The 18,534-nt window shown below is 60.8% G+C and carries 16 protein-coding genes; 12 read left to right on the top strand and 4 right to left on the bottom strand.

Going from position 1 to position 18,534, the window contains the following annotated elements; all coding sequences use genetic code 11:
* Positions 1-888 precede the first annotated feature (888 nt).
* The 6 genes from rpmH to F8A90_RS17490 all read left to right on the top strand — a co-directional run bounded on the left by rpmH (position 889) and on the right by F8A90_RS17490 (position 8,699).
* Positions 889-1,023 (top strand): 50S ribosomal protein L34, encoded by a 135-nt coding sequence (gene rpmH, locus F8A90_RS17515; RefSeq protein ID WP_043331656.1) that lies wholly within the window; start codon positions 889-891, stop codon positions 1,021-1,023.
* Between the two features lie 11 nt (positions 1,024-1,034).
* The gene (gene rnpA / locus F8A90_RS17510; RefSeq protein WP_052384306.1) at positions 1,035-1,424 is read left to right on the top strand and encodes a ribonuclease P protein component; all 390 of its coding nucleotides are present in this window, start codon (positions 1,035-1,037) and stop codon (positions 1,422-1,424) included.
* A gap of 119 nt (positions 1,425-1,543) precedes the next feature.
* Positions 1,544-3,208 carry a membrane protein insertase YidC gene (gene yidC / locus F8A90_RS17505; protein WP_200018266.1) on the top strand — a complete coding sequence of 555 codons (1,665 nt, stop codon included), beginning with the start codon at positions 1,544-1,546 and terminating at the stop codon, positions 3,206-3,208.
* Positions 3,209-3,419: 211 nt separating this feature from the next.
* Positions 3,420-4,838 (top strand): tRNA uridine-5-carboxymethylaminomethyl(34) synthesis GTPase MnmE, encoded by a 1,419-nt coding sequence (gene mnmE / locus F8A90_RS17500; protein WP_200018265.1) that lies wholly within the window; start codon positions 3,420-3,422, stop codon positions 4,836-4,838.
* A 151-nt stretch (positions 4,839-4,989) separates the two neighbouring features.
* Positions 4,990-6,885 carry an ABC transporter ATP-binding protein gene (locus tag F8A90_RS17495; protein WP_200018263.1) on the top strand — a complete coding sequence of 632 codons (1,896 nt, stop codon included), beginning with the start codon at positions 4,990-4,992 and terminating at the stop codon, positions 6,883-6,885.
* On the top strand, positions 6,882-8,699 hold the full coding sequence (locus F8A90_RS17490) for an ABC transporter ATP-binding protein (protein ID WP_233593376.1): 1,818 nt from the start codon (positions 6,882-6,884) through the stop codon (positions 8,697-8,699). Before F8A90_RS17495 ends, F8A90_RS17490 begins: the two co-directional genes overlap by 4 nt.
* A 142-nt stretch (positions 8,700-8,841) precedes the next feature.
* Here F8A90_RS17490 and F8A90_RS17485 read toward each other — a convergent pair whose 3' ends face one another.
* The 4 genes from F8A90_RS17485 to rdgB form a co-directional block, all read right to left on the bottom strand.
* Positions 8,842-10,551 carry a 23S rRNA (adenine(2030)-N(6))-methyltransferase RlmJ gene (locus F8A90_RS17485; RefSeq protein ID WP_200018259.1) on the bottom strand — a complete coding sequence of 570 codons (1,710 nt, stop codon included), beginning with the start codon at positions 10,549-10,551 and terminating at the stop codon, positions 8,842-8,844.
* 228 nt (positions 10,552-10,779) lie between these two features.
* Positions 10,780-11,442: an OmpA family protein gene (locus F8A90_RS17480; protein WP_043331663.1), complete on the bottom strand. Its 663-nt coding sequence runs from the start codon at positions 11,440-11,442 to the stop codon at positions 10,780-10,782.
* Between the two features lie 85 nt (positions 11,443-11,527).
* Positions 11,528-12,727, bottom strand: a complete 1,200-nt coding sequence (gene hemW, locus F8A90_RS17475) for a radical SAM family heme chaperone HemW (protein WP_200018257.1) — start codon at positions 12,725-12,727, stop codon at positions 11,528-11,530.
* Positions 12,727-13,347 carry an RdgB/HAM1 family non-canonical purine NTP pyrophosphatase gene (gene rdgB / locus F8A90_RS17470; protein ID WP_200018248.1) on the bottom strand — a complete coding sequence of 207 codons (621 nt, stop codon included), beginning with the start codon at positions 13,345-13,347 and terminating at the stop codon, positions 12,727-12,729. The genes hemW and rdgB overlap by 1 nt, the downstream gene beginning before the upstream one ends.
* A gap of 480 nt (positions 13,348-13,827) precedes the next feature.
* Here rdgB and F8A90_RS17465 point away from each other — a divergent pair, with 480 nt between their 5' ends.
* From F8A90_RS17465 to F8A90_RS17440, 6 genes are all read left to right on the top strand, one after another.
* A complete protein-coding gene (locus F8A90_RS17465) occupies positions 13,828-14,466 on the top strand; it encodes a LuxR C-terminal-related transcriptional regulator (protein ID WP_200018246.1) in 639 nt (212 codons plus the stop codon).
* 582 nt (positions 14,467-15,048) lie between these two features.
* Entirely contained in the window at positions 15,049-15,732 is a 684-nt protein-coding gene (locus F8A90_RS17460; protein WP_043331668.1) for a LuxR C-terminal-related transcriptional regulator, read from the top strand.
* 11 nt (positions 15,733-15,743) lie between these two features.
* Entirely contained in the window at positions 15,744-16,247 is a 504-nt protein-coding gene (locus F8A90_RS17455) for a CsgE family curli-type amyloid fiber assembly protein (RefSeq protein WP_200018245.1), read from the top strand.
* Between the two features lie 76 nt (positions 16,248-16,323).
* Positions 16,324-16,737 (top strand): curli assembly protein CsgF, encoded by a 414-nt coding sequence (locus F8A90_RS17450; protein ID WP_054556371.1) that lies wholly within the window; start codon positions 16,324-16,326, stop codon positions 16,735-16,737.
* Between the two features lie 27 nt (positions 16,738-16,764).
* Positions 16,765-17,598, top strand: coding sequence for a CsgG/HfaB family protein (locus F8A90_RS17445; RefSeq protein ID WP_054556370.1), 834 nt, complete (start codon positions 16,765-16,767; stop codon positions 17,596-17,598).
* A 357-nt stretch (positions 17,599-17,955) separates the two neighbouring features.
* Entirely contained in the window at positions 17,956-18,444 is a 489-nt protein-coding gene (locus F8A90_RS17440; protein WP_200018244.1) for a hypothetical protein, read from the top strand.
* Positions 18,445-18,534: the final 90 nt, after the last annotated feature.

The raw sequence follows: 18,534 nt of genomic DNA, 5'->3' as shown, positions 1-18,534 counted from the left end.
GCGACCTCACATCCAGTTGTCGAAGGGGCGGCCATTGTATAGGCCAAGCCACGAGTTATCCACACGACATCTACCGCAAAAAGTACTGTGGACAACATCGGTATTCTTCAAGTATCCGCATCGGGACAGGCTGGGGAGCATTCGCGCACAAGATTTCGACTGTGGACAAGACGATAGTTATGCACATGACCATGCACAGCCTGAACGCAGGTTGCCCACCACTTATCGCCAGAGCTGTCCTATCGACATGCAATTGAGCAAGATAGGAAAAAACAGGTTATCCACAGCAACTGCCTTCCTTAATAGTTATTGCTTATTCAGAACTACTTTCTTGTAGTAATGACAGCAGCCCCGCGATCTTCGGATCATGCGAGGTGCGAGGGGCTGCGATCGCGTCGGCAGAATCTCGGGTTATCCACTGCGACTTTTCGGCACGCCTGACACGCCAGGGGGCGGGAGTGCACAACCACTCGTCAGAAACGCGAGTCCTTGAGGCTCGCGCCCGAACAGCGGACTTGCGCCCTTCCCGCGCATCGCCATGGCGGATGATGCCAATCACTCAGCCCCACTGAGCGCAGAAAAAGCGCTGATCGCTTGCCTGGCGAGCGGTACCTGTTGGCTCAAAGACGCCAAATCGAATTATTTTGTACCCGAAGGCCTGCCTTGCGCGTGATCCGCGCGAGACACGAAGCGCCATATGGCGGGCGGCGTAGACGATATCTGTCGTCAAATGCCGCGAACGGGCTGTGGACAACTTCCAACGCGACATTGCAAGCCACTTGCAGATTCACTAGAATCCCTGCCCCTGACCAATCTGCCCTGTCCTCATGTGGATACAGGGCAACATTCGTTGACCTTTTCCAAACAACCACGTGGGAAGAAGCAGCTATGAAACGCACATTTCAGCCGAGCGTCCTGAAGCGCAAGCGCACACACGGTTTCCGTGCTCGTATGGCGACCAAAGGTGGCCGTGAGGTCATCCAGCGTCGTCGTGCGAAAGGCCGTAAGCGTCTGAGCGCCTGATCGAGGCCCGGATGTCCCGTCAGGGATTTCCCCGGCAGCTTCGCTTGCTGACTGCCGGGGATTACCGGCACGTCTTCGATCACACCACCCTCAAGGTACACGGCAAGGGGCTTCTGGCCCTGGCGTGTCCGAACGACCTGGGACATGCCCGCCTGGGGTTGGTGTTCAGCAAGAAGAACGTGCGCCGTGCCGTAGATCGCAACCGCCTCAAACGTCTGACGCGCGAATCCATTCGCCTCCGCCAGCAGCGCCTTCCGGCCGTCGACATCGTCGTACTGGCCAAGCGAGGCGTGACCGAGCTGGACAACGAGACTCTGCATCGCCAGCTGGACGGCATGTGGGCTCGTCTGGAGAAGGACGCCAGACGCCAGAAAGCGGCCAAGTCAACGCCACCTGCCTGACGCGACACCTGCCCGGTGCGTCCGGCATGTGGCGTTTTTTTCGTTATACGCCCTACCGTTCGTGACCGGACTCATCTGACTCCCCGCCAGATTGATTCACCCTCCAACGGGTATACACCATGGACGTCAAACGATTACTCCTCGTGATTCCGCTTGCGGTTGTCGCCTATCTGATGGTGGTCCAGTGGAACAAGGACTACGACCAGCCGGCTGCGGAAACACAGGCTCCCCAGGTTGCCTCTCAGGCCGCCAATGCCACTGCGCAAGGCCTTGAAGCCCCAAGCAGCAGCACGACTGCCAATGGCGATACCGGCCTCTCCACGCCGGATAGCGCAGCAAGCACCCCGAGCAACAACCTGATTGAAGTCAAGACTGACGTGCTGGACCTGCGTATCGATCCGCAGGGCGGTGACGTGGTCTATGCAGCGCTGCTCGCGCACAAGCAGAACAATGCTTCCGAGTCGCCCTTCGTGCTGCTGTCCGACAATCAGTCGCGCAGCTACGTGGCCAAGTCCGGCCTGCAACTGGATGGCCACAAGGGCCGTATCGCCTTCTCTGCCGACAGCAACAGCTACACCCTTGCCGAGGGTGACGACAACCTGCAGGTGGACCTGAAGGCCGACATCAATGGTGTTGCGGTCATCAAGCGCTTCACCGTCAGCCAGGACAGCTACCAGATCAAGGTCGACTACCTGCTGGACAACCAGACCCAGCAGCCGATCAATGCTCGCTTCATCGGTCAGCTGGCCCGCGACAACAGCGCGGACCCGTCCACCGGTGGCGGCATGGGCATGAAGTCCTACCTGGGGGCGGCGTTCTCTTCTGAAGAGAATCACTACCAGAAGGTCGATTTCGAAGACATCCAGGACGGCAGCTTCAAGAATGTCGACGTCCAGGGTGGCTGGGTCTCCATGATCCAGCACTACTTCGTCTCTGCCTGGGTGCCGGCTGACAACCAGAAGAACCTCTACTACGCCAACGTCGACAAGCAGAACCGCAATGTCGCCGCCTTCGCGAGCCCGACGACCCAGATCGCCGCGGGTCAGCAGGCTGAGCTCGGCGCGACCCTGTTCGTCGGCCCGAAGGATCAGGACCAGCTGGAAGCGACCGCTCCCTACCTGGAACTGGTCGTCGACTTCGGCTGGCTGTGGTTCCTGGCCAACCCGCTGTTCTGGCTGCTGGAGCACATCCACGCGCTGGTCGGCAACTGGGGTGCCTCCATCATCCTGCTGACCGTTCTGGTCAAGGTCGTGCTGTTCCCGCTGTCCGCGACCGCGTACCGCTCGATGGCCAAGATGCGCAAGATGGGCCCCGAGATGCAGCGCATCAAGGAGAAGTACGGCAGCGACCGCCAGAAGGTCTCCCAGGAGATGATGAAGTTCTACCAGACGGAGAAGATCAATCCGCTGGGGGGCTGTCTGCCGATCGTGATCCAGATGCCGGTCTTCATCGCCCTGTACTGGATGCTGATGGAATCCGTCGAGCTGCGCCACGCGCCATTCATGCTGTGGATCCAGGATCTGTCAGTGAAGGACCCGCTGTTCATCCTGCCGATCATCATGGGCCTGACGATGTTCATCCAGCAGCAGCTGAACCCGACGCCTCCGGACCCCACCCAGGCGAAGATCATGAAGATGCTGCCGATCGTCTTCACCTTCTTCTTCCTGTGGTTCCCGGCAGGTCTGGTGCTGTACTGGATCGTCAACAACACGCTGTCGATCGCTCAGCAGTACGTCATCACCCGTCAGATCGAGAATGCCGAGCCAACCAAGAAAGGCGCATGATGCCTTTCGGGTTCGCCTGACATGACTCACCCACGACCCTCGCCTCGGCGGGGGTCGTGGCGTTTCAGGGCCCTGATTCCGGGGGCTGCGCCGACACTCCCGCTGCAAGGCGCCTTCCCCCGTCACCCCGCTTGCTGTCACGGGCCTCCAGCCGCGACAATAGCGGCCATCTCCTTCATCTTCATTCCGGCTTCGCGCCCGAGGTTTGTGCATGTCTACCGCCTACCAGCCTGACTCCATCGCGGCCCTGGCCACTCCGCCCGGCCGTGGTGGCGTCGGCATCATCCGGGTCTCCGGTCCGGCCTGTCAGGCCATCGCCGAGGCCATGCTGGGCCAATGCCCGCCGGCACGCCGCGCCCACTATGGCCCCTTCATGGGACTGGATACCCAGGGCCACCCCATCGCCCTCGATGAAGGCATCGCGCTCTACTTCCAGGGCCCGAATTCCTTCACCGGTGAGGACGTGCTGGAGCTGCAAGGGCATGGCGGCCCGGTGATCATGGACCTGCTGCTGGAGCGCTGCGTGCAGCTGGGCGCGCGTCTGGCACGCCCCGGTGAATTCAGCGAGCGCGCCTTCCTGAACGACAAGCTGGATCTCGCCCAGGCCGAGGCCATCGCCGACCTGATCGACGCCAGTTCACGTGCGGCGGCCGAGAATGCGCTGCGCTCGCTCAAGGGCGAGTTCTCGACGCGCGTCAGCGCGCTGGTGCAGCGCCTGATCGAGCTGCGCATCTACGTCGAGGCCGCCATCGACTTCCCCGAAGAGGAAATCGACTTCCTGGCCGACGGCCATGTCGCGGCGCGCCTCGATGAGGTCAAGGCCGAGCTGGTGGGCGTGCGAGCCGCTGCCAACCAGGGCGCCCTGATGCGCGAGGGCATGACGGTGGTGATCGCCGGCCGCCCGAATGCCGGCAAGTCGAGCCTGCTCAATGCGCTGACCGAGCAGGACACCGCCATCGTCACCGATATCGAAGGCACCACCCGCGACGTGCTGCGTGAGCACATCCATCTCGACGGCATGCCACTGCATATCATCGATACCGCCGGGCTGCGCGACACGCCGGACGCCGTCGAGCGCATCGGCGTGCAGCGCGCCTGGGACGAGATCGAGAAGGCGGACCGCGTCCTGCTGCTGGTCGATGCCGCCACCACCTCGGCGACGGATCCGATGGAGATCTGGCCGGAATTCGTCGCGCGCCTGCCGGACCCGTCACGCCTGACGCTGGTCCGCAACAAGATCGACACCAGCGGCGAGACACCCGGGCTGACCGCCATCACCGCAACACAGGATGGCGATGCCGAGCAGGCACGCCACCAGGCCAGCGTGGTGCGCATCTCGGCGCGCGACAATCAGGGCCTCGATGCGCTGCGCGATCACCTCAAGGACATCATGGGCTTCACCGGCACGGCAGAGGGTCGCTTCAGCGCCCGCCGCCGCCACCTGGATGCGCTGGAACGCGCTGGCGAGTCCCTCGACAACGGCGACGCCCAGCTGCATGGCGCCGGTGCCGGGGAGCTGCTGGCCGAAGACCTGCGCGCCGCCCAGATGGCGCTGTCCGAGATCACCGGCGAATTCTCCGCCGATGACCTGCTCGGGGAAATCTTCGGCAGCTTCTGCATTGGCAAGTGATCGCACCGAAGTGATCGTGCCGAGCTGACTCCCGCCCGCAGGCGGGCTCTCTTGCCGACAGTGCTTGCGTCTGGCTGTCTCCCTCTCGTTATACTGCCTCTGCCGACCCCTCCGAGTGGCGGAGGCGGGCAGGGGCAGACCGGGAGCCGACATGGCGGGACGCGCGACATCGAACAGACCGCAGGATGCCCATCGTGAGTCCCGTGACTCCAGCGCCACTCTCCCTCCGGCCCCCGCCGCCGAGCTGACTACCGGGCCTCTCCCCGAGGCCCCGTTGCGCCACCTGCTGCTCGACTTCTTCACCCGCCATTGGCCCCGCTATCTGCTGGCCATCGTCTTCCTGATCGGGGTCGCGGGGCTGAATCTGCTGTTGCCGTGGGCGATCGGTGCCACCATCGATGCGTTGCGTGACGGCAGCCTCGACCACGACGCCTTGCTGAGCCGCCTGCTGTGGCTGGTAGGCGCGGGGCTCGCGCTCTATGCACTGCGCTATGCCTGGCGCGTGACACTGTTCGGCACCGCCTATCAGCTGGGGACGGAGCAGCGTGATGCCTTCCATGCCAAGCTGACGCGCCTGGACCCCGGCTTCTACCAGCGCCATCGCACCGGAGACCTGATGGCGCATGCCAGTCAGGACATCGATGCCGTGGAGATGGCCGCCGCGGAAGGCGTGCTGTCCAGCGTCGATGGCGCCATGACCTTCGTGCTGGTGCTGGGCATCATGCTGATCGCCATCGATGTGCCGCTGACGCTGCTCGCCTTGTTGCCATTCCCCTTCATGGCCTGGGCCTTCGCACGCATCTCACGACGGATCGGAGAGCGTTTCCGCGAATCACTGGAGCGCTTCTCGGACCTGAATGACCAGACCCAGGAAGCCTTCGCCGGCATTCGCATGCTCAGAAGCCATGCCTTGCTGGAGGATGAAGGTGCAAGGTTCTCTCAGCGTGCCGCCGCCGCCGAAGCCGTCGATTATCGCGTCCAGAAGCTGGAGGCGGCCTTTGATCCGGTAGTGTTCATTGCGCTCTCGGCGGCGACGCTGCTGACGCTGGGCGTGGGTAGCTGGCGCTATCTGGATGACGCCATCACCCTGGGCCAACTAACCAGCTTCACGCTCTATCTGGCACAGTTGATCTGGCCGATGTTCGCGCTTGGCTGGTGCCTGAATATCCTGCAGCGAGGCGCGGCAGCCGCACGGCGGCTGGCCACCTTCCATGCCGCGCCGCAAGCCCTTGAGGATGGCGGCACTCTGGACGAAGTCAGTGATCATTCACTACGCCTTGAGATCAATGAATTCCACTACCCGGGCAGCCAGCAACGTGCCTTGGGGCCCCTCTCCCTGCAGGTGACGGCAGGGCAAAGCCTGGGGATCGTCGGCGCGACCGGCAGTGGCAAGTCCACCTTGCTGCGTCTGCTGTCGCGCAGCTGGCCTCTGACGCCTGAGCAAGGAGTCCTGACGCTCGGGGGCAGAGAAGCGAGTGAGTACACACTATCCATCTGGCGCCAGCAGTTTTCACTGGTCCCCCAGGACCCGTTCCTGTTTGCGCTCTCGGTGGCCGACAATGTCGCCCTCGCCTGCCCCGAGGCCTCTGACGAGCGAATTCGTGAGGCGCTGCGCGCAGCAGCCTTCGAGGAGGATCTGCGTCGCCTCCCCCAGGAGTTGGAAACGCTGGTGGGTGAGCGAGGCATCACACTCTCCGGCGGCCAGCGTCAGCGGCTGGCATTGGCACGCAGCCTGCTCAGCGAGGCGCCTATCCTGCTGCTGGACGACACCCTGTCGGCGGTCGACCAGGTCACCGAACGCACCCTGCTGAAGACTCTCGCGCGCCTGCAGCAACCCGATCACCACGGCCTCAGGCGCACGCTGATCATCAATTCCCATCGCCTGTCTGCCGTACAGGCCTGCCAGAAAATCCTGGTGCTCGAGGACGGGTGTATCCTGGAACAGGGCGATCACGCCAGTCTGCTGGCCGCGCGCGGTGCCTACTGGCGACTATGGCAGGCCCAGCAGGTCAACCGCGAAGACGATGCCAAGGCGGAGCGCTCATGAGCCACGATGCCGCGACATGCCCCGACACCCTCAGCGGCACTCGCCTGCTCAGCCGACGGCGGCTGGCATTGCTCTGGCGACCGCTGGGCCGGCGCCGCGCAGAGGTCCTGCGCGCGCTGTTGATCCTGATCGCGGCGACCGTACTGGATGTGCTCGGCCCGTGGCTGACCCAGCGCTATCTGGATGATTACCTGATTCCCGGCAACCTCGCCCCCGAGGCCTTGGCCGGATTGGTGGCCATCTACGTGATCACCCAGCTGGGCGCCGCCGCCGGACGCTATTTCCAGCAGCTGCGCTTTGCCCGCCTGGCCCTCGCCAGCGTGCGCGATATCCGTGAGCGAGTCTTCACACACCTGCTTCACCAGCCACTGTCGACCCTCGACAATATCGCCGCCGGTGAATTGGTGGCCCGCGTGACCAACGATACCGAGTCGCTCAAGGAGCTGTATATCGGGGTGCTGGCGACACTGATCGGCAATGTGGTGCTGTTGATCGGCATCCTGTCGGCGATGGCCCTGATGGATGGCACCCTGGCGATGATCGCGACAGCGCTGGTGCCGCTCTCCATCGGCATGATCTGGCTGTATCAGCGCTTCTCCGGGCGCGCTGCGCGCGAGGTACGCCGCCTGCGTGCCTTGCAGAATGCCAGAATCGCCGAGGCGATCGGCGGCATGAGTGTGCTGCAGGCAAGCGACCAGACCGAACGCTTCAGTCGGCGCTACCATCGACTCAACGTCGCGCAATATCAGGCGAGAATGCGCACGGTACGGGTATCGGGCTTGCTGCTGCGTTCGGCTATCGACCTGATGGCGATGCTGATCACGCTCTCGCTGGTCGCCGTGTTCGGGCTGCGCGAACTGGGCGGCGGTGCGGAACTGGGGGTGCTCTACGCGTTCATCGCCTGGCTGGGACGCATCAGCGAGCCCCTGATCCAGATCACACAGCGACTGCAGGTCTTCCAGTCGGCGCTGGTGGCGACTGGCCGGCTGGAAGAGGTCCTGGACCGCCCACGCGAGATGCCTGAGCCAGACACGCGCGCCGCGCAGGCGGCCACGCGTCGGCACACGGACAATGCCGTGATAGCGAGTGGTCACTATCAACTCGAGCAGCTGAGTTTCCGTCATAAGGGTGCGGAGGGTCCGGCCCTCACTGGCCTGACGCTTGCCATCGAGAGCGGTGAGTTTCTCGGCGTGGTCGGCCCGACGGGCAGCGGCAAGTCCACCCTGCTCGATCTGCTCAGCGGGCAGCGCCCTGCCCCGGCGTCTCAGCTGCTGCTCGATGGTCGTCCGCTGATGGAGTGGTCGGCTCGGCAACGCGCTACCGCGATCGCCGTCGTCCCGCAGGAGCCCTTCATCCGCGCCACGACACTGCGCGACAACCTGCTGCTGGGGCGTGAGATCAGCCAGCAGCACCTGTCACGGGTTCTGCACAAGGCGCATCTGGCGCCGCTGGTCGATAGTCTTACGCTGGGGCTCGACACCTTGCTGGGCGAACGCGGCCTGAGTCTTTCCACGGGTGAGCGCCAATTGCTGGCGCTCGGACGCGCACTGGTCACGACACCACGCGTGCTGTTGCTGGATGAGGCCACCGCCAGCATCGATAGCCATACCGAAGCCCTGTTGCAGCAGGCACTGCATGAGCTGCGTGGCGAAGTGACCTTGATCGTGGTGGCACACCGGCTTGCCACGGTGCGCGATGCAGACCGCCTGCTGGTGCTGGAACAGGGCCGCATCACCCAGCTGGGGGCCCATGATGCCCTGATGGCAGAATCCGGCCTCTATCGGCGACTATGGCGAGAAGACATCGCGCTCTGATCAGGCCACTGGTCACCACAATACAAACGTCCTCACGATGTAAGCCCCCACGACGCAAACGCCCCCACAGGCATGGCCTGTGGGGGCGTTGTCAGTCCGAGCTCTTGATATGACGCTCAGCGTACTGCGTTCATCTCAGCCATCACGGCTTGCGCGGGCCGCGTGGCTTGTTGCCCTGTTTCTTGCCAGGCGCTGCCTTGCCAGAAGTGGTCTTGCCAGAGCTGTCCTTGCCTGGGGCTGCCTTGTCGGAACTTGCCTTGCTGGCGCCGCCCTTGGCAGCCTTGCCTCTCATGGCATTGCTTTCCTGCTTCTCACGCAAGGCACGCGCTTCACGGGCATCCAGCGGCTTGCCGACATCCTTGTTGTCTTCAGGACGCTGCTTGGCCGCGTACTTTCTGGGCAGCTTGGTCGTGCTGTTCGGGTTGACCTGACCATCACGACCGATCGCCGGTGTGCTGCGCATGCTGACCCGCGTGGAACCTTCGCGGCGGCCCTTGCCCGGCACGCTGGAGGACCAGTCGCTCCAGCTGGCAGAATCCTTGCCCGCTCCCTTGCCAGCCGTCTCACCCTTGCCACGCGGACGAGTCGGCTCGACAGCGGCCGTCGACTTGCGCTCGGCGGGCTTCTCGCTGACGCGCTTCTGACTCGGCGCGGAATGCCCATGCACCTCATCCTTGACCTGCGCCTTGATGCTGGTCTTGGGCTTGGCCGTCGCGGAATGGCGCTTGCCCTTGGCCTTGGGCGTCGCACTGTCATTGCGCACGCGAGGCTTGGCCCAGCCTTCACCGCGCTTGAGCTTCTCGCGCTTGGGCTTGGCCTGGGTCACCTCGACATCGCTGTCGCGCTTGACCTTCTGGTTGAGCTTGCGCAGCGCCAGCAGTCGCTCACGCGGCATCGGCTTGGGCTCACTGCGCGCACGGGCGACCTCTTCCGACAGCCACCACAGGCCCTTGTGCTCGACGGCAACCGACTGCGGTGCCGGCAGCGCGCCCTTGAGCACCTCGACCACTTCCTGCATGGCGGTGGAGAATTGACGATCGAACTGCCACGGCGGATTGATCACCAGCATGCCGGAACCGTACATGCCGTGATCGCCTTCCGGCGAATCGATCGTCAGCTCACTGCGCCACATCGGTGCTGGCGAATGCTTCTTGAGACGCTCGAGCAGATCATGCTGACGACCCGCCGGCAGCAGCGGATACCAGATCATGATGGTGGCATGACGTGATTTTCGCAGGGTCTCGACAACGACCTCGGCGACATCACGGTAATCATTCTTCAGCTCATAGCTGGGGTCGATCAGTACAGCGACGCGCGGCGTGGTGACCGGCACGGCAGCCAACAGACCGGACAGACCATCCTGCTGACGACGCATGACCTTGCCGAGGCTGTCACGCTGCACCGGTGCCTGATCGAAGTGGTAGATCTCGCCCGGATGCAGCTCATAGGCCAGCAGACGATCGCCGCGGCGTAGCGACTGGCTCAGCCACCAGGGCGAACCGGGATAGACGCTCAGCTCGCTGGCGCTGCCCTTGGCGGCATCCGGCTGCATGTCCGCCAGGCGTGCCAGCCAGCGGGCCAGCGGCTTTTCAGCTGACGAGGACTTGGGCTCACCCGCATCGGTCAACCAGCGATCACGCACCTGCCACAACGGCAGAACGCCCTGCTCGTATTCGCGCAGCTGTTCCGTCTCGCGGGCCGCCAGCGGATACCAGCCACGACCAGCGTGAGTGTCGACAAACGTAACGGGGGATTCTTTACGTAATAGCTGCTCAGCCAAGGTGGTGGCGAGCAGGTGCTTGTGCAGGTCGGCAAAATTGCCAGCGTGATAGGCGTGCTGATAGGCGAGCAAGAGCGCCTCCTTGATACGGCGGTATCTGTCACCTCCAGCGAGGCAGCAGATAGAAATCTGGGGGCGGCGACTACGAGGAAAACCAGAGAGGGTCACCGAAGGGGCTGAAGGATAGCAGAGATGATCACTTGTCACCCCAAAAGCCGTGCTTGCCAAGCAATGAGGCCCACGCAAATGCGCAGGCCTCGTGGTCATTCACCGTCATGTCGCCATGACAGCTGATGGGTCTCAGCTTTCCATCGGCGTCAGCGTGATCTCGACGCGACGGTTCTGGGCGCGCCCGGAGGCAGTGTCGTTGGATGCCACCGGGCTGGCTTCACCATAACCGCGCATGTTCAGACGGTTGAAGGCGATGCCGCCACTGGCCAGATAGTTGCCGACGGCCTGGGCACGCAGTTCAGACAGGTTCTGGTTGTAGTTGCTGGCACCGGTGGAATCGGTATAGCCCGCGATGTTGACGCGAGTCTCGTCGTATTCCTTGAGTACGGTGATGACGCCATCCATGACCGGCTGAATCTGGCCGGACAGGGTGCTGGAGTCGGAGCCGAAGGTGACGTTGGACGGCATGTTGAGGATGATCTGGTCGCCGACACGGGTCACGCTGACACCGGTGCCCTGCAGCTGATCGCGCAGCTTGGCTTCCTGAACATCCATGTAATAGCCGATGCCACCGCCCGCGGCGGCACCCGCAGCGGCGCCGATCAGCGCCTTGTCGAGACGATGGTTACCACTCTTGGTCGCCCCGGCGATTGCGCCGACGACCGCACCGATGCCGGCACCCTTCGCCGCACTGGAGGTCTGCTGCTCATTGGTATACGGATTGGTCGTGGAACAACCCGCCATCGCGACGGCGGCTGCCAACGGCAGGGCCAGGAGTACAGACTTCTTCATGGTAACGCTCCCTATCTACACACTCATTAAAGGCAAGACGACAATTGCGCAAATAATCGTCATGCCTCCGATAATGCCTGATCAATCAGGTGTCGAACATGGCCAGCAGGTCATTGAGGAACAATAAGCCCTGGGGCGTGGCGCGCAACAGCATGTCATCCTCAACGATGAGACCGCGCGAGCGGGCCTGGCTCAGGCCTGGCTCCAATGCCTCACGATCCAGCCCGGTCGTGCGGCGCAGGTCCTCGAAGCTGACACCCCCGGTCAAGCGCAGTGCATTCATCATGAACTCCAGCGCCAGCTCATCGCGGTCAATTTCCTGCTGACCCGCCACGAACCCGCGAGGGTCCTGCATCCTGCGCAAGTACGCTTCAGGCTGACGACTTTTCCAACGTCGTTGGAGCTGCAACTCGCCGTTCAAGTTCCCTGCCGAGTCGGTCTTCAACAACGTCAACTTGCCGTGCGCACCCGCTCCGATGCCCAGGTAATCCCCGAATTTCCAGTAATTGAGGTTATGACGCGCGCTGCGCCCTTCAAGGGCATAGGCGGAAATCTCGTAACGACGGAAACCGGCAGCCTCCAGCTCGGCGTGTCCGTGATCCTGGATATCCCACAGCAGGTCATCCTCCGGCAGTACCGGCGGACGCGAATAGAACTCGGTATTCGGTTCCAGCGTCAATTGATACCAGGACAGATGGGTCGGCTTGAGTGCCAGGGCACGCTGGATATCATCCAGCGCCGTCTCCAGTGTCTGGCCCGGCAGGCCATGCATCAGATCGATATTGAAATTGTCGAAGCCCGCCGCACGTGCACTGGCCACCGCGCGCTCGGCTTCTTCAGCGGAGTGGATGCGCCCCAGCACCTCGAGCTGCTCCGGCTGGAAGGTCTGTACGCCCAATGACAAGCGATTGATGCCGGCGGCGCGATAGGCGGCAAAGCGGCCCTGTTCCAGCGTGCCGGGATTGGCCTCCAGCGTGACCTCGCAGTCGGCAGAGAATGTCATGCGCGCCCGCAGACCGTCGAACAGTCGCTGGTAAGCTGCACCGCTCAGCAGACTCGGCGTGCCGCCGCCGATGAAGATACTGTGCAATTCACGCTCGGGCTGATCCTGCAGCAACTGCAGGTCCTGATCGAGATCGGCCAGCAGTGCCGTGATGTATTCCTCTTCAGGCAGGCCGGCATCACGTCCGACTCCGTGGGAGTTGAAGTCACAGTAGGGGCACTTGCGCACGCACCACGGCACGTGAATATAGAGTGACAGAGGCGGCAGGTTATCGGCGGACATCACGCCTGACCGCTCTGCGCGGCAAGCGCCTCAAGCAACTGTTGCATCGCACGTCCCCGGTGGCTGAGACGGTTCTTGGTCTCGGCATCCAGGGCAGCGGCGGTCATGCCATGCTCCGGCAGCCAGAAAAGCGGGTCATAGCCGAAGCCACCCTCGCCCTGAGGCGCGTCAAGGACACGCCCCTCCCAACTGGCCTGAACGATGATCGGCACCGGGTCTGCCGCATGGCGCAGATAGACGAGCACGCACCAGTAGCGCGCCGTACGCGCTTGCTCAGGCACGTCCTCAAGCGCTGCCAACAGGGCGGCGTTATTGTCACCATCACCGCTACCTTGCTGACGCCGTGCGGCAAAGCGTGCGGAATAGATGCCCGGCTCCCCGCCCAGCACATCGACTTCGATCCCGGAATCATCTGCCAATGCCGGCAGGCCGGTGACCTCTGCGGCGTGGCGCGCCTTGATCAACGCATTCTCGACGAAGGTCAGCCCTGTCTCTTCGGCGTCACTCACTCCCAGCTGCCCTTGAGGAATCGGTTCGATCCCCAGCGGTGCGAGCAGGTGGGAAAATTCACGTAGCTTGCCGGCATTGCCACTGGCCAGTACGAGAGAAGAAGCGGACATGTGAATCTCCGGGATAGGAACAACGAGAATGCGGCCGCGTGTGAGTCACACGGGCGAGGCGCTTGCAGCACCCCATTCTAGCGCGTGAGTCCGGTGCGTACACGCAAGAGGTCTGCGCCAGGCGCGACTGAGATTCATGGTGTCATGGGCCGATGTCACTCATGTGCTCAACTTGATGACTGACAGGCCGATACAGGCTATCTGCCCCAGCGCGGGCTAATGCCTGTGCAGGATTTGTCTGTGCCTCGCGGCTCAAGCAAGTAAACATCTCCCGAAAAAACCACGTAACGCAATGATTTTCATAGCTTTAAAGTGGGAAATAAAAGAAATGCGCGTTATGCCATCTAACACTATGCGCAGCGCCAGCCCCCAGGTGTCACTCGACTAGACTTCAAGATAACCATCGAATCACCGTGGATTCATGTCTCCGCCTCAGCCTGCTGATGATGAGCCCCCCAACGCTTGCGACAGGAGCGCCCCATGACTGCTACCAGAGTCCTGTTCGTGACAAGCCCTTCACCGCAGACCGAACTGTTCGTCGAGTACCTGCAAGAGACACTGAAATGTGTCGTCGAGGCCTGCCACCACGAAGCCCCACTGCCGTCATCTCCCTGCCTGGTGCTGATCGACAGCACCCAGTGCAGTCTGGCCCAGATGATGCGATGGAGCCATATCGACAAGATCGCTGCCTTCAATGTCGAACATGAAGACGATGCCATCTCACTACTTCTGAATATTCCCTTCAGCGGAATCTTCTATCGTCAGGACAGTCTTGAACAAATCAGCAAGGGTATCGGCAAGATACTCGAGAATGAAAATTGGTTGACTCGCAATATCATGCAGACATTGATTCGTCATTATCGTCAACAACAACAGATTGCGTTCCAGCCTGTCATGGGACTGACACAAAGGGAACTGGAAATATTGTCACTTATTGCATCACAGCAGAGTAATGCAGACATCGCGCATAAATTGATGTTGAGCCAGCACACCGTGAAGTCTCATTTATATAATATCTTTCGCAAGATTAGAGTCCATAACCGCCACCAGGCGATCCAATGGGCCCACGAGCACCTCAACCTTTACATCCCCAAGCGCACGACGGAGCCTGAATCCTGAGGCCCAGGTGACGCTAGGCGAGCACCTCTTTCAGGAGGTGGACCTATGAGGTCACTACTGCGACAGAGCATGTCTCACGCCGGCTACGCGTAGTAAGCGCTTCACTTTTCAATAGTGAAATGACTCATGCGCAGTACTGCGTCGCATTCCTGACGCCCCTTGAATCCGAAGATACAAAAAGACAAGGCCGGTTACATAATGACATTGAAGGGAAGCCTTTCAGCATTAGAAATGTGGTACCTTTGGACCAGCAGAAGCCTTGGTAAAAAAAGCGCAAAGGTCTGGTTTTCATTGCACTCTCGAGAAGGGTCATCATGACCAGCGCTATTTTCATCAGGTTTACGTACTGTTTTTCCTATTCTTTTTCTGGATTAAATCAGGACTGAAGGGGAAGGATAAACTGGTTATTTTAGCAAGTACTGATTAGAGGTTGCCTTATCCCCACTATCGCGCAATCCTATAAAGGTGCTCAGCGCGTAATGCCCGACGTGAATGAGTGCAGTGCTACACGACTCACCCAACCACACTTCAGATATGGCTCCGCCAAGAAAAATCGGTACGACAACTCAGAGGTCTCGCACCATGATTACAGGGAACGCAATGGTGCTGCTGGTGACTGACTGCAATCCGCAGTCAGCGCTTTTCATGGATTACATTCGCCAGCAGCTTGAGTGTCAGGTGGCTTCCGCAAGCCCCGACGAGGATTACACACCCGGGCAGGCAGAAAGAACGATAGTGCTGCTGGACACCGACCACGTCGATGAAGGCACGATGCAACGCTGGGATGCAGATGCCAGCCAGGATGCCAGCGCAGAGCTGGCCGCTATCAACATCAGTGATGAAGAGGAAGCTGCCAGCCTGCTGGTCAGCACCCATCTTCAAGGCGTGTTCTACCGACAGGACAGCCTCTCACTGATCAGCAAGGGCATCGCGAAACTGCTGGAAGGCGACATGTGGATGTCCCGGCCGCTGATGACCCGCCTGCTGGATTTCTACCGCCGTCAGCAGCTCAACGCCTATCGCCCGGTCTGTGGTCTGACCCAGCGTGAGGTGGAAATCATCGGCTTGCTGGGCACGGGTGCCTCGAATACCGAGATTGCTGACCAGCTGTTCGTCAGTGAACACACGGTCAAGTCACATCTCTACAACATCTTCCGCAAGATCAAGGTGCATAACCGCATTCAGGCCATGAACTGGGCACGTCAGAACCTGGCGATGCCTGTCTCGCGCACCCCACGTATCGCTCGCAGAGCGCAGATGTCGTGAACGGCCGGGGCATGACAAGCCGCCAGGTGGTCGCCTGGGGACTGACATGCTTCAGTCTGTCGCCCGCCTTCGCGCAATCCGCGCCGGAGGCGGTGCGACCCGAGGTATCCGTTGCCAGTGAAGAGCAGCAGGCTCGCCCTCAGGGAGAAGATGGCGTCGCCATTCAGCGCGCGCGCCCTACGCTCTCCGATGGTCTCAGCGGCGTGATGATCGATCGCACCATGACCATGATCGGCAAGACCTTCTTCCGCCAGTTCAGCCAGCAACGCCTCGATAGCCCAGCCATCCGCAACACATCTCTCAGCATCCATGAACGTCCCTCAGCACGCTGGGGAAGTCTCATCTGGATCACCGAGGGCAACAACGTTCTGTATGAAGCGACGCTTCCTCCACGCCTGAATGACGTGGATATGTATGCCAGTGCCGCCGTATCTAGCGTCTCCGACCAGTTCCTGCGTCGCAAGGTCATGGAAGCCCTGCGCAATGACCCGGACATGGCCGGTGACGAATTCTGATGTATTGAAGACCGACATAATAAATGGGCTCCGGACACGGAGACCCTGACAATACGCAAGGGAACAGGGGAACATCATGAAGCATCAGACACTCGCGGTGTCGTTGCTGTTGTCGGCGATGCCGCTATATGCCGGTGAACTCATCTATCAGCCCATCAACCCGAGCTTTGGTGGCAATCCTCTCAATGGCAGCTACCTGCTTGGCAAGGCCCAGGCTCAGGACACCCACGAGGATCCTGATGCCTACTCCTTCGATAGTCTTTCCGAAACAGAACTTTTCATCAGCGACCTTCGCAATAGCCTGGTATCCGATGCCATCACTGATGCTGTCGATTCCACAGAGCCCGGCCGTTCCAGCGTGATCGACAGCGCTCAGCTGCGTGTCGAAGTCATCAGTAACGGCAATGGCGGTTTCTCCATGCAGGTGCTTGACCGCGCCACAGGTGAAACCACCGTCATCAACCTCGGCACATCAGGCAATACATTCTGATCCGCTACTGATGAAGGGTTTCGCTCAATGAAGACACTCACTTCCATGCTGGCCGTTGCCAGCCTGGCGCTTGCTGGCTGTGCGCCGATGGTCGCCAATACTCAGGGTCTTGAAGGGGTGCCCAGCACCTTGATGCCAAGAACCGCCACCTATCAGGACCTGATCAGTCTGCCACCTCCCGCCGGACGTATTCCGGTCGCCATCTATGACTTCCGTGACCAGACGGGGCAGTACCGGCCTGCCCCTGCCAGTACCTTCTCTACGGCGGTCACCCAGGGCGGCGCCGCCATGCTGAGCGCAGCATTGTCGGACTCCGGCTGGTTCATCCCCCTCGAGCGCGTGGGACTGCAGAACCTGCTGACAGAGCGCAAGATCATCCGCGCCAACATGGAGCGCACGGGCCAGAATGATCTTGCCGCGCTGCAAGCCGCTAACCTGCTGTTCGAGGGTGGCATCATTGCCTTCGACTCCAATGTCAGAACAGGCGGGGCAGGTGCGGAATACTTCGGCATCGGCGCCTCTGGTCAGTATCAGGTGGACCAGGTGACGGTCAATCTGCGGGCTGTGGATATCACCACGGGGCAGGTCATCGCCAACGTCAATACCAGCAAGACGATCTACTCACGCGAGCTGAGGGCGGGCGTCTATCGCTTCATCGATTTCAGTCGCTTGCTGGAGATGGAGGCGGGGTATACCAGCAATGAACCCGTACAGATGGCGGTCATGTCCGCCATCGAATCTGCCGTGATTCACCTGATAGCACAAGGCGTCGAACGCCAGCTCTGGGTTCTCCAGGACCCGGACAGCCTTCAGACATCAGAGCTGATGGATTACCTGCAAGCCCCGACCCCGATGTTGTAGAGCCAACCCACATTCAAGCCCCCCGTAGAGAGTATCGTGGTATTCGCGGTGATTCTCTCTCCCTCAAAAGGCAGTCACCTCGCAAGAGGTGGCTGCCTTTTTTCGTATCGGCACAAACATGAGAAATAAATAAAACAATAAAGCATGAAATATTACGCACTTAATACCATCAACAGTAAAACCACCCTGAACGGTGCTGAAAATCTGCCCACCCTTTGTCATTACTCATCGCTATTGAGTGAGGCATCAAGAGTAGCAATCCCTAGCCCTCATAAACCCGAAAAGGACTGATGGTGATGGCCTCGATAAAGGCCAATAGTTAGTGCACCTAGACGGTCACCTGGATGGACTCACGCCATGGTTTTGGCAAAGCATCAACAACGAAGAATGCTACAGGCCTGCCTTTTCTTTTCATCACTGACACTCAGCTTATGGGTCTTGGCCAATGACCTGGCGACCACCTCCGAATTGGGAAGCGGCCACTCGGTGGCGGTCATCGAGCAATCTGGCACGTACAACTCAGCGATGATCACTCAGCATGGCAATGGTAACGCCTCGCTGATCGGCCAGAGCGGCGTCCTGAATGAAGCAGGTGTCAACCAATATGGCAATGGAAACACGGCATACACGCTGCAAGAGGGTGCCCTGCATGAGGCCAGCATTCTTCAGCATGGCCAATATCATGATGCACTGATCATTCAGCAAGGTGTTGGGCAAAGCGCCAGCATTCAGCAGACAGGCATCGGGGGAAGCGCCACACTTCTACAACAGGCCAGTAGTCAGATACCGGCAAGTATCACTCAATATTCACGGGGTCATATGCGTGTCCAGGTCATACAACAGTGATCTTTATCGCGATGGCTCGTATGACATCGTTATATGACGATAGTTCTTGCGAAGGTGGTGGCTGAATACTCGTTTTCGTCAAATCACCAA

Source organism: Cobetia sp. cqz5-12 (assembly GCF_016495405.1).
In the GTDB taxonomy this organism is placed as follows: domain Bacteria; phylum Pseudomonadota; class Gammaproteobacteria; order Pseudomonadales; family Halomonadaceae; genus Cobetia.
Note: the sequence above shows the minus strand (reverse complement) of the source record. Positions and strands in the feature narration are given on the sequence as shown.

What these genes read in the sequence shown, in the direction of transcription:
- F8A90_RS17445 (WP_054556370.1), top strand. Translation starts at nt 16,765, where the DNA reads ATGAAGACACTCACTTCCATGCTGGCCGTTGCCAGCCTGGCGCTTGCT.
- rdgB (WP_200018248.1), bottom strand. Translation starts at nt 13,347, where the DNA reads ATGTCCGCTTCTTCTCTCGTACTGGCCAGTGGCAATGCCGGCAAGCTA.
- rnpA (WP_052384306.1), top strand. Translation starts at nt 1,035, where the DNA reads ATGTCCCGTCAGGGATTTCCCCGGCAGCTTCGCTTGCTGACTGCCGGG.
- F8A90_RS17495 (WP_200018263.1), top strand. Translation starts at nt 4,990, where the DNA reads ATGGCGGGACGCGCGACATCGAACAGACCGCAGGATGCCCATCGTGAG.
- mnmE (WP_200018265.1), top strand. Translation starts at nt 3,420, where the DNA reads ATGTCTACCGCCTACCAGCCTGACTCCATCGCGGCCCTGGCCACTCCG.
- yidC (WP_200018266.1), top strand. Translation starts at nt 1,544, where the DNA reads ATGGACGTCAAACGATTACTCCTCGTGATTCCGCTTGCGGTTGTCGCC.
- rpmH (WP_043331656.1), top strand. Translation starts at nt 889, where the DNA reads ATGAAACGCACATTTCAGCCGAGCGTCCTGAAGCGCAAGCGCACACAC.
- hemW (WP_200018257.1), bottom strand. Translation starts at nt 12,727, where the DNA reads ATGTCCGCCGATAACCTGCCGCCTCTGTCACTCTATATTCACGTGCCG.
- F8A90_RS17440 (WP_200018244.1), top strand. Translation starts at nt 17,956, where the DNA reads ATGGTTTTGGCAAAGCATCAACAACGAAGAATGCTACAGGCCTGCCTT.
- F8A90_RS17465 (WP_200018246.1), top strand. Translation starts at nt 13,828, where the DNA reads ATGACTGCTACCAGAGTCCTGTTCGTGACAAGCCCTTCACCGCAGACC.
- F8A90_RS17480 (WP_043331663.1), bottom strand. Translation starts at nt 11,442, where the DNA reads ATGAAGAAGTCTGTACTCCTGGCCCTGCCGTTGGCAGCCGCCGTCGCG.
- F8A90_RS17460 (WP_043331668.1), top strand. Translation starts at nt 15,049, where the DNA reads ATGATTACAGGGAACGCAATGGTGCTGCTGGTGACTGACTGCAATCCG.
- F8A90_RS17490 (WP_233593376.1), top strand. Translation starts at nt 6,882, where the DNA reads ATGAGCCACGATGCCGCGACATGCCCCGACACCCTCAGCGGCACTCGC.
- F8A90_RS17455 (WP_200018245.1), top strand. Translation starts at nt 15,744, where the DNA reads ATGACAAGCCGCCAGGTGGTCGCCTGGGGACTGACATGCTTCAGTCTG.
- F8A90_RS17450 (WP_054556371.1), top strand. Translation starts at nt 16,324, where the DNA reads ATGAAGCATCAGACACTCGCGGTGTCGTTGCTGTTGTCGGCGATGCCG.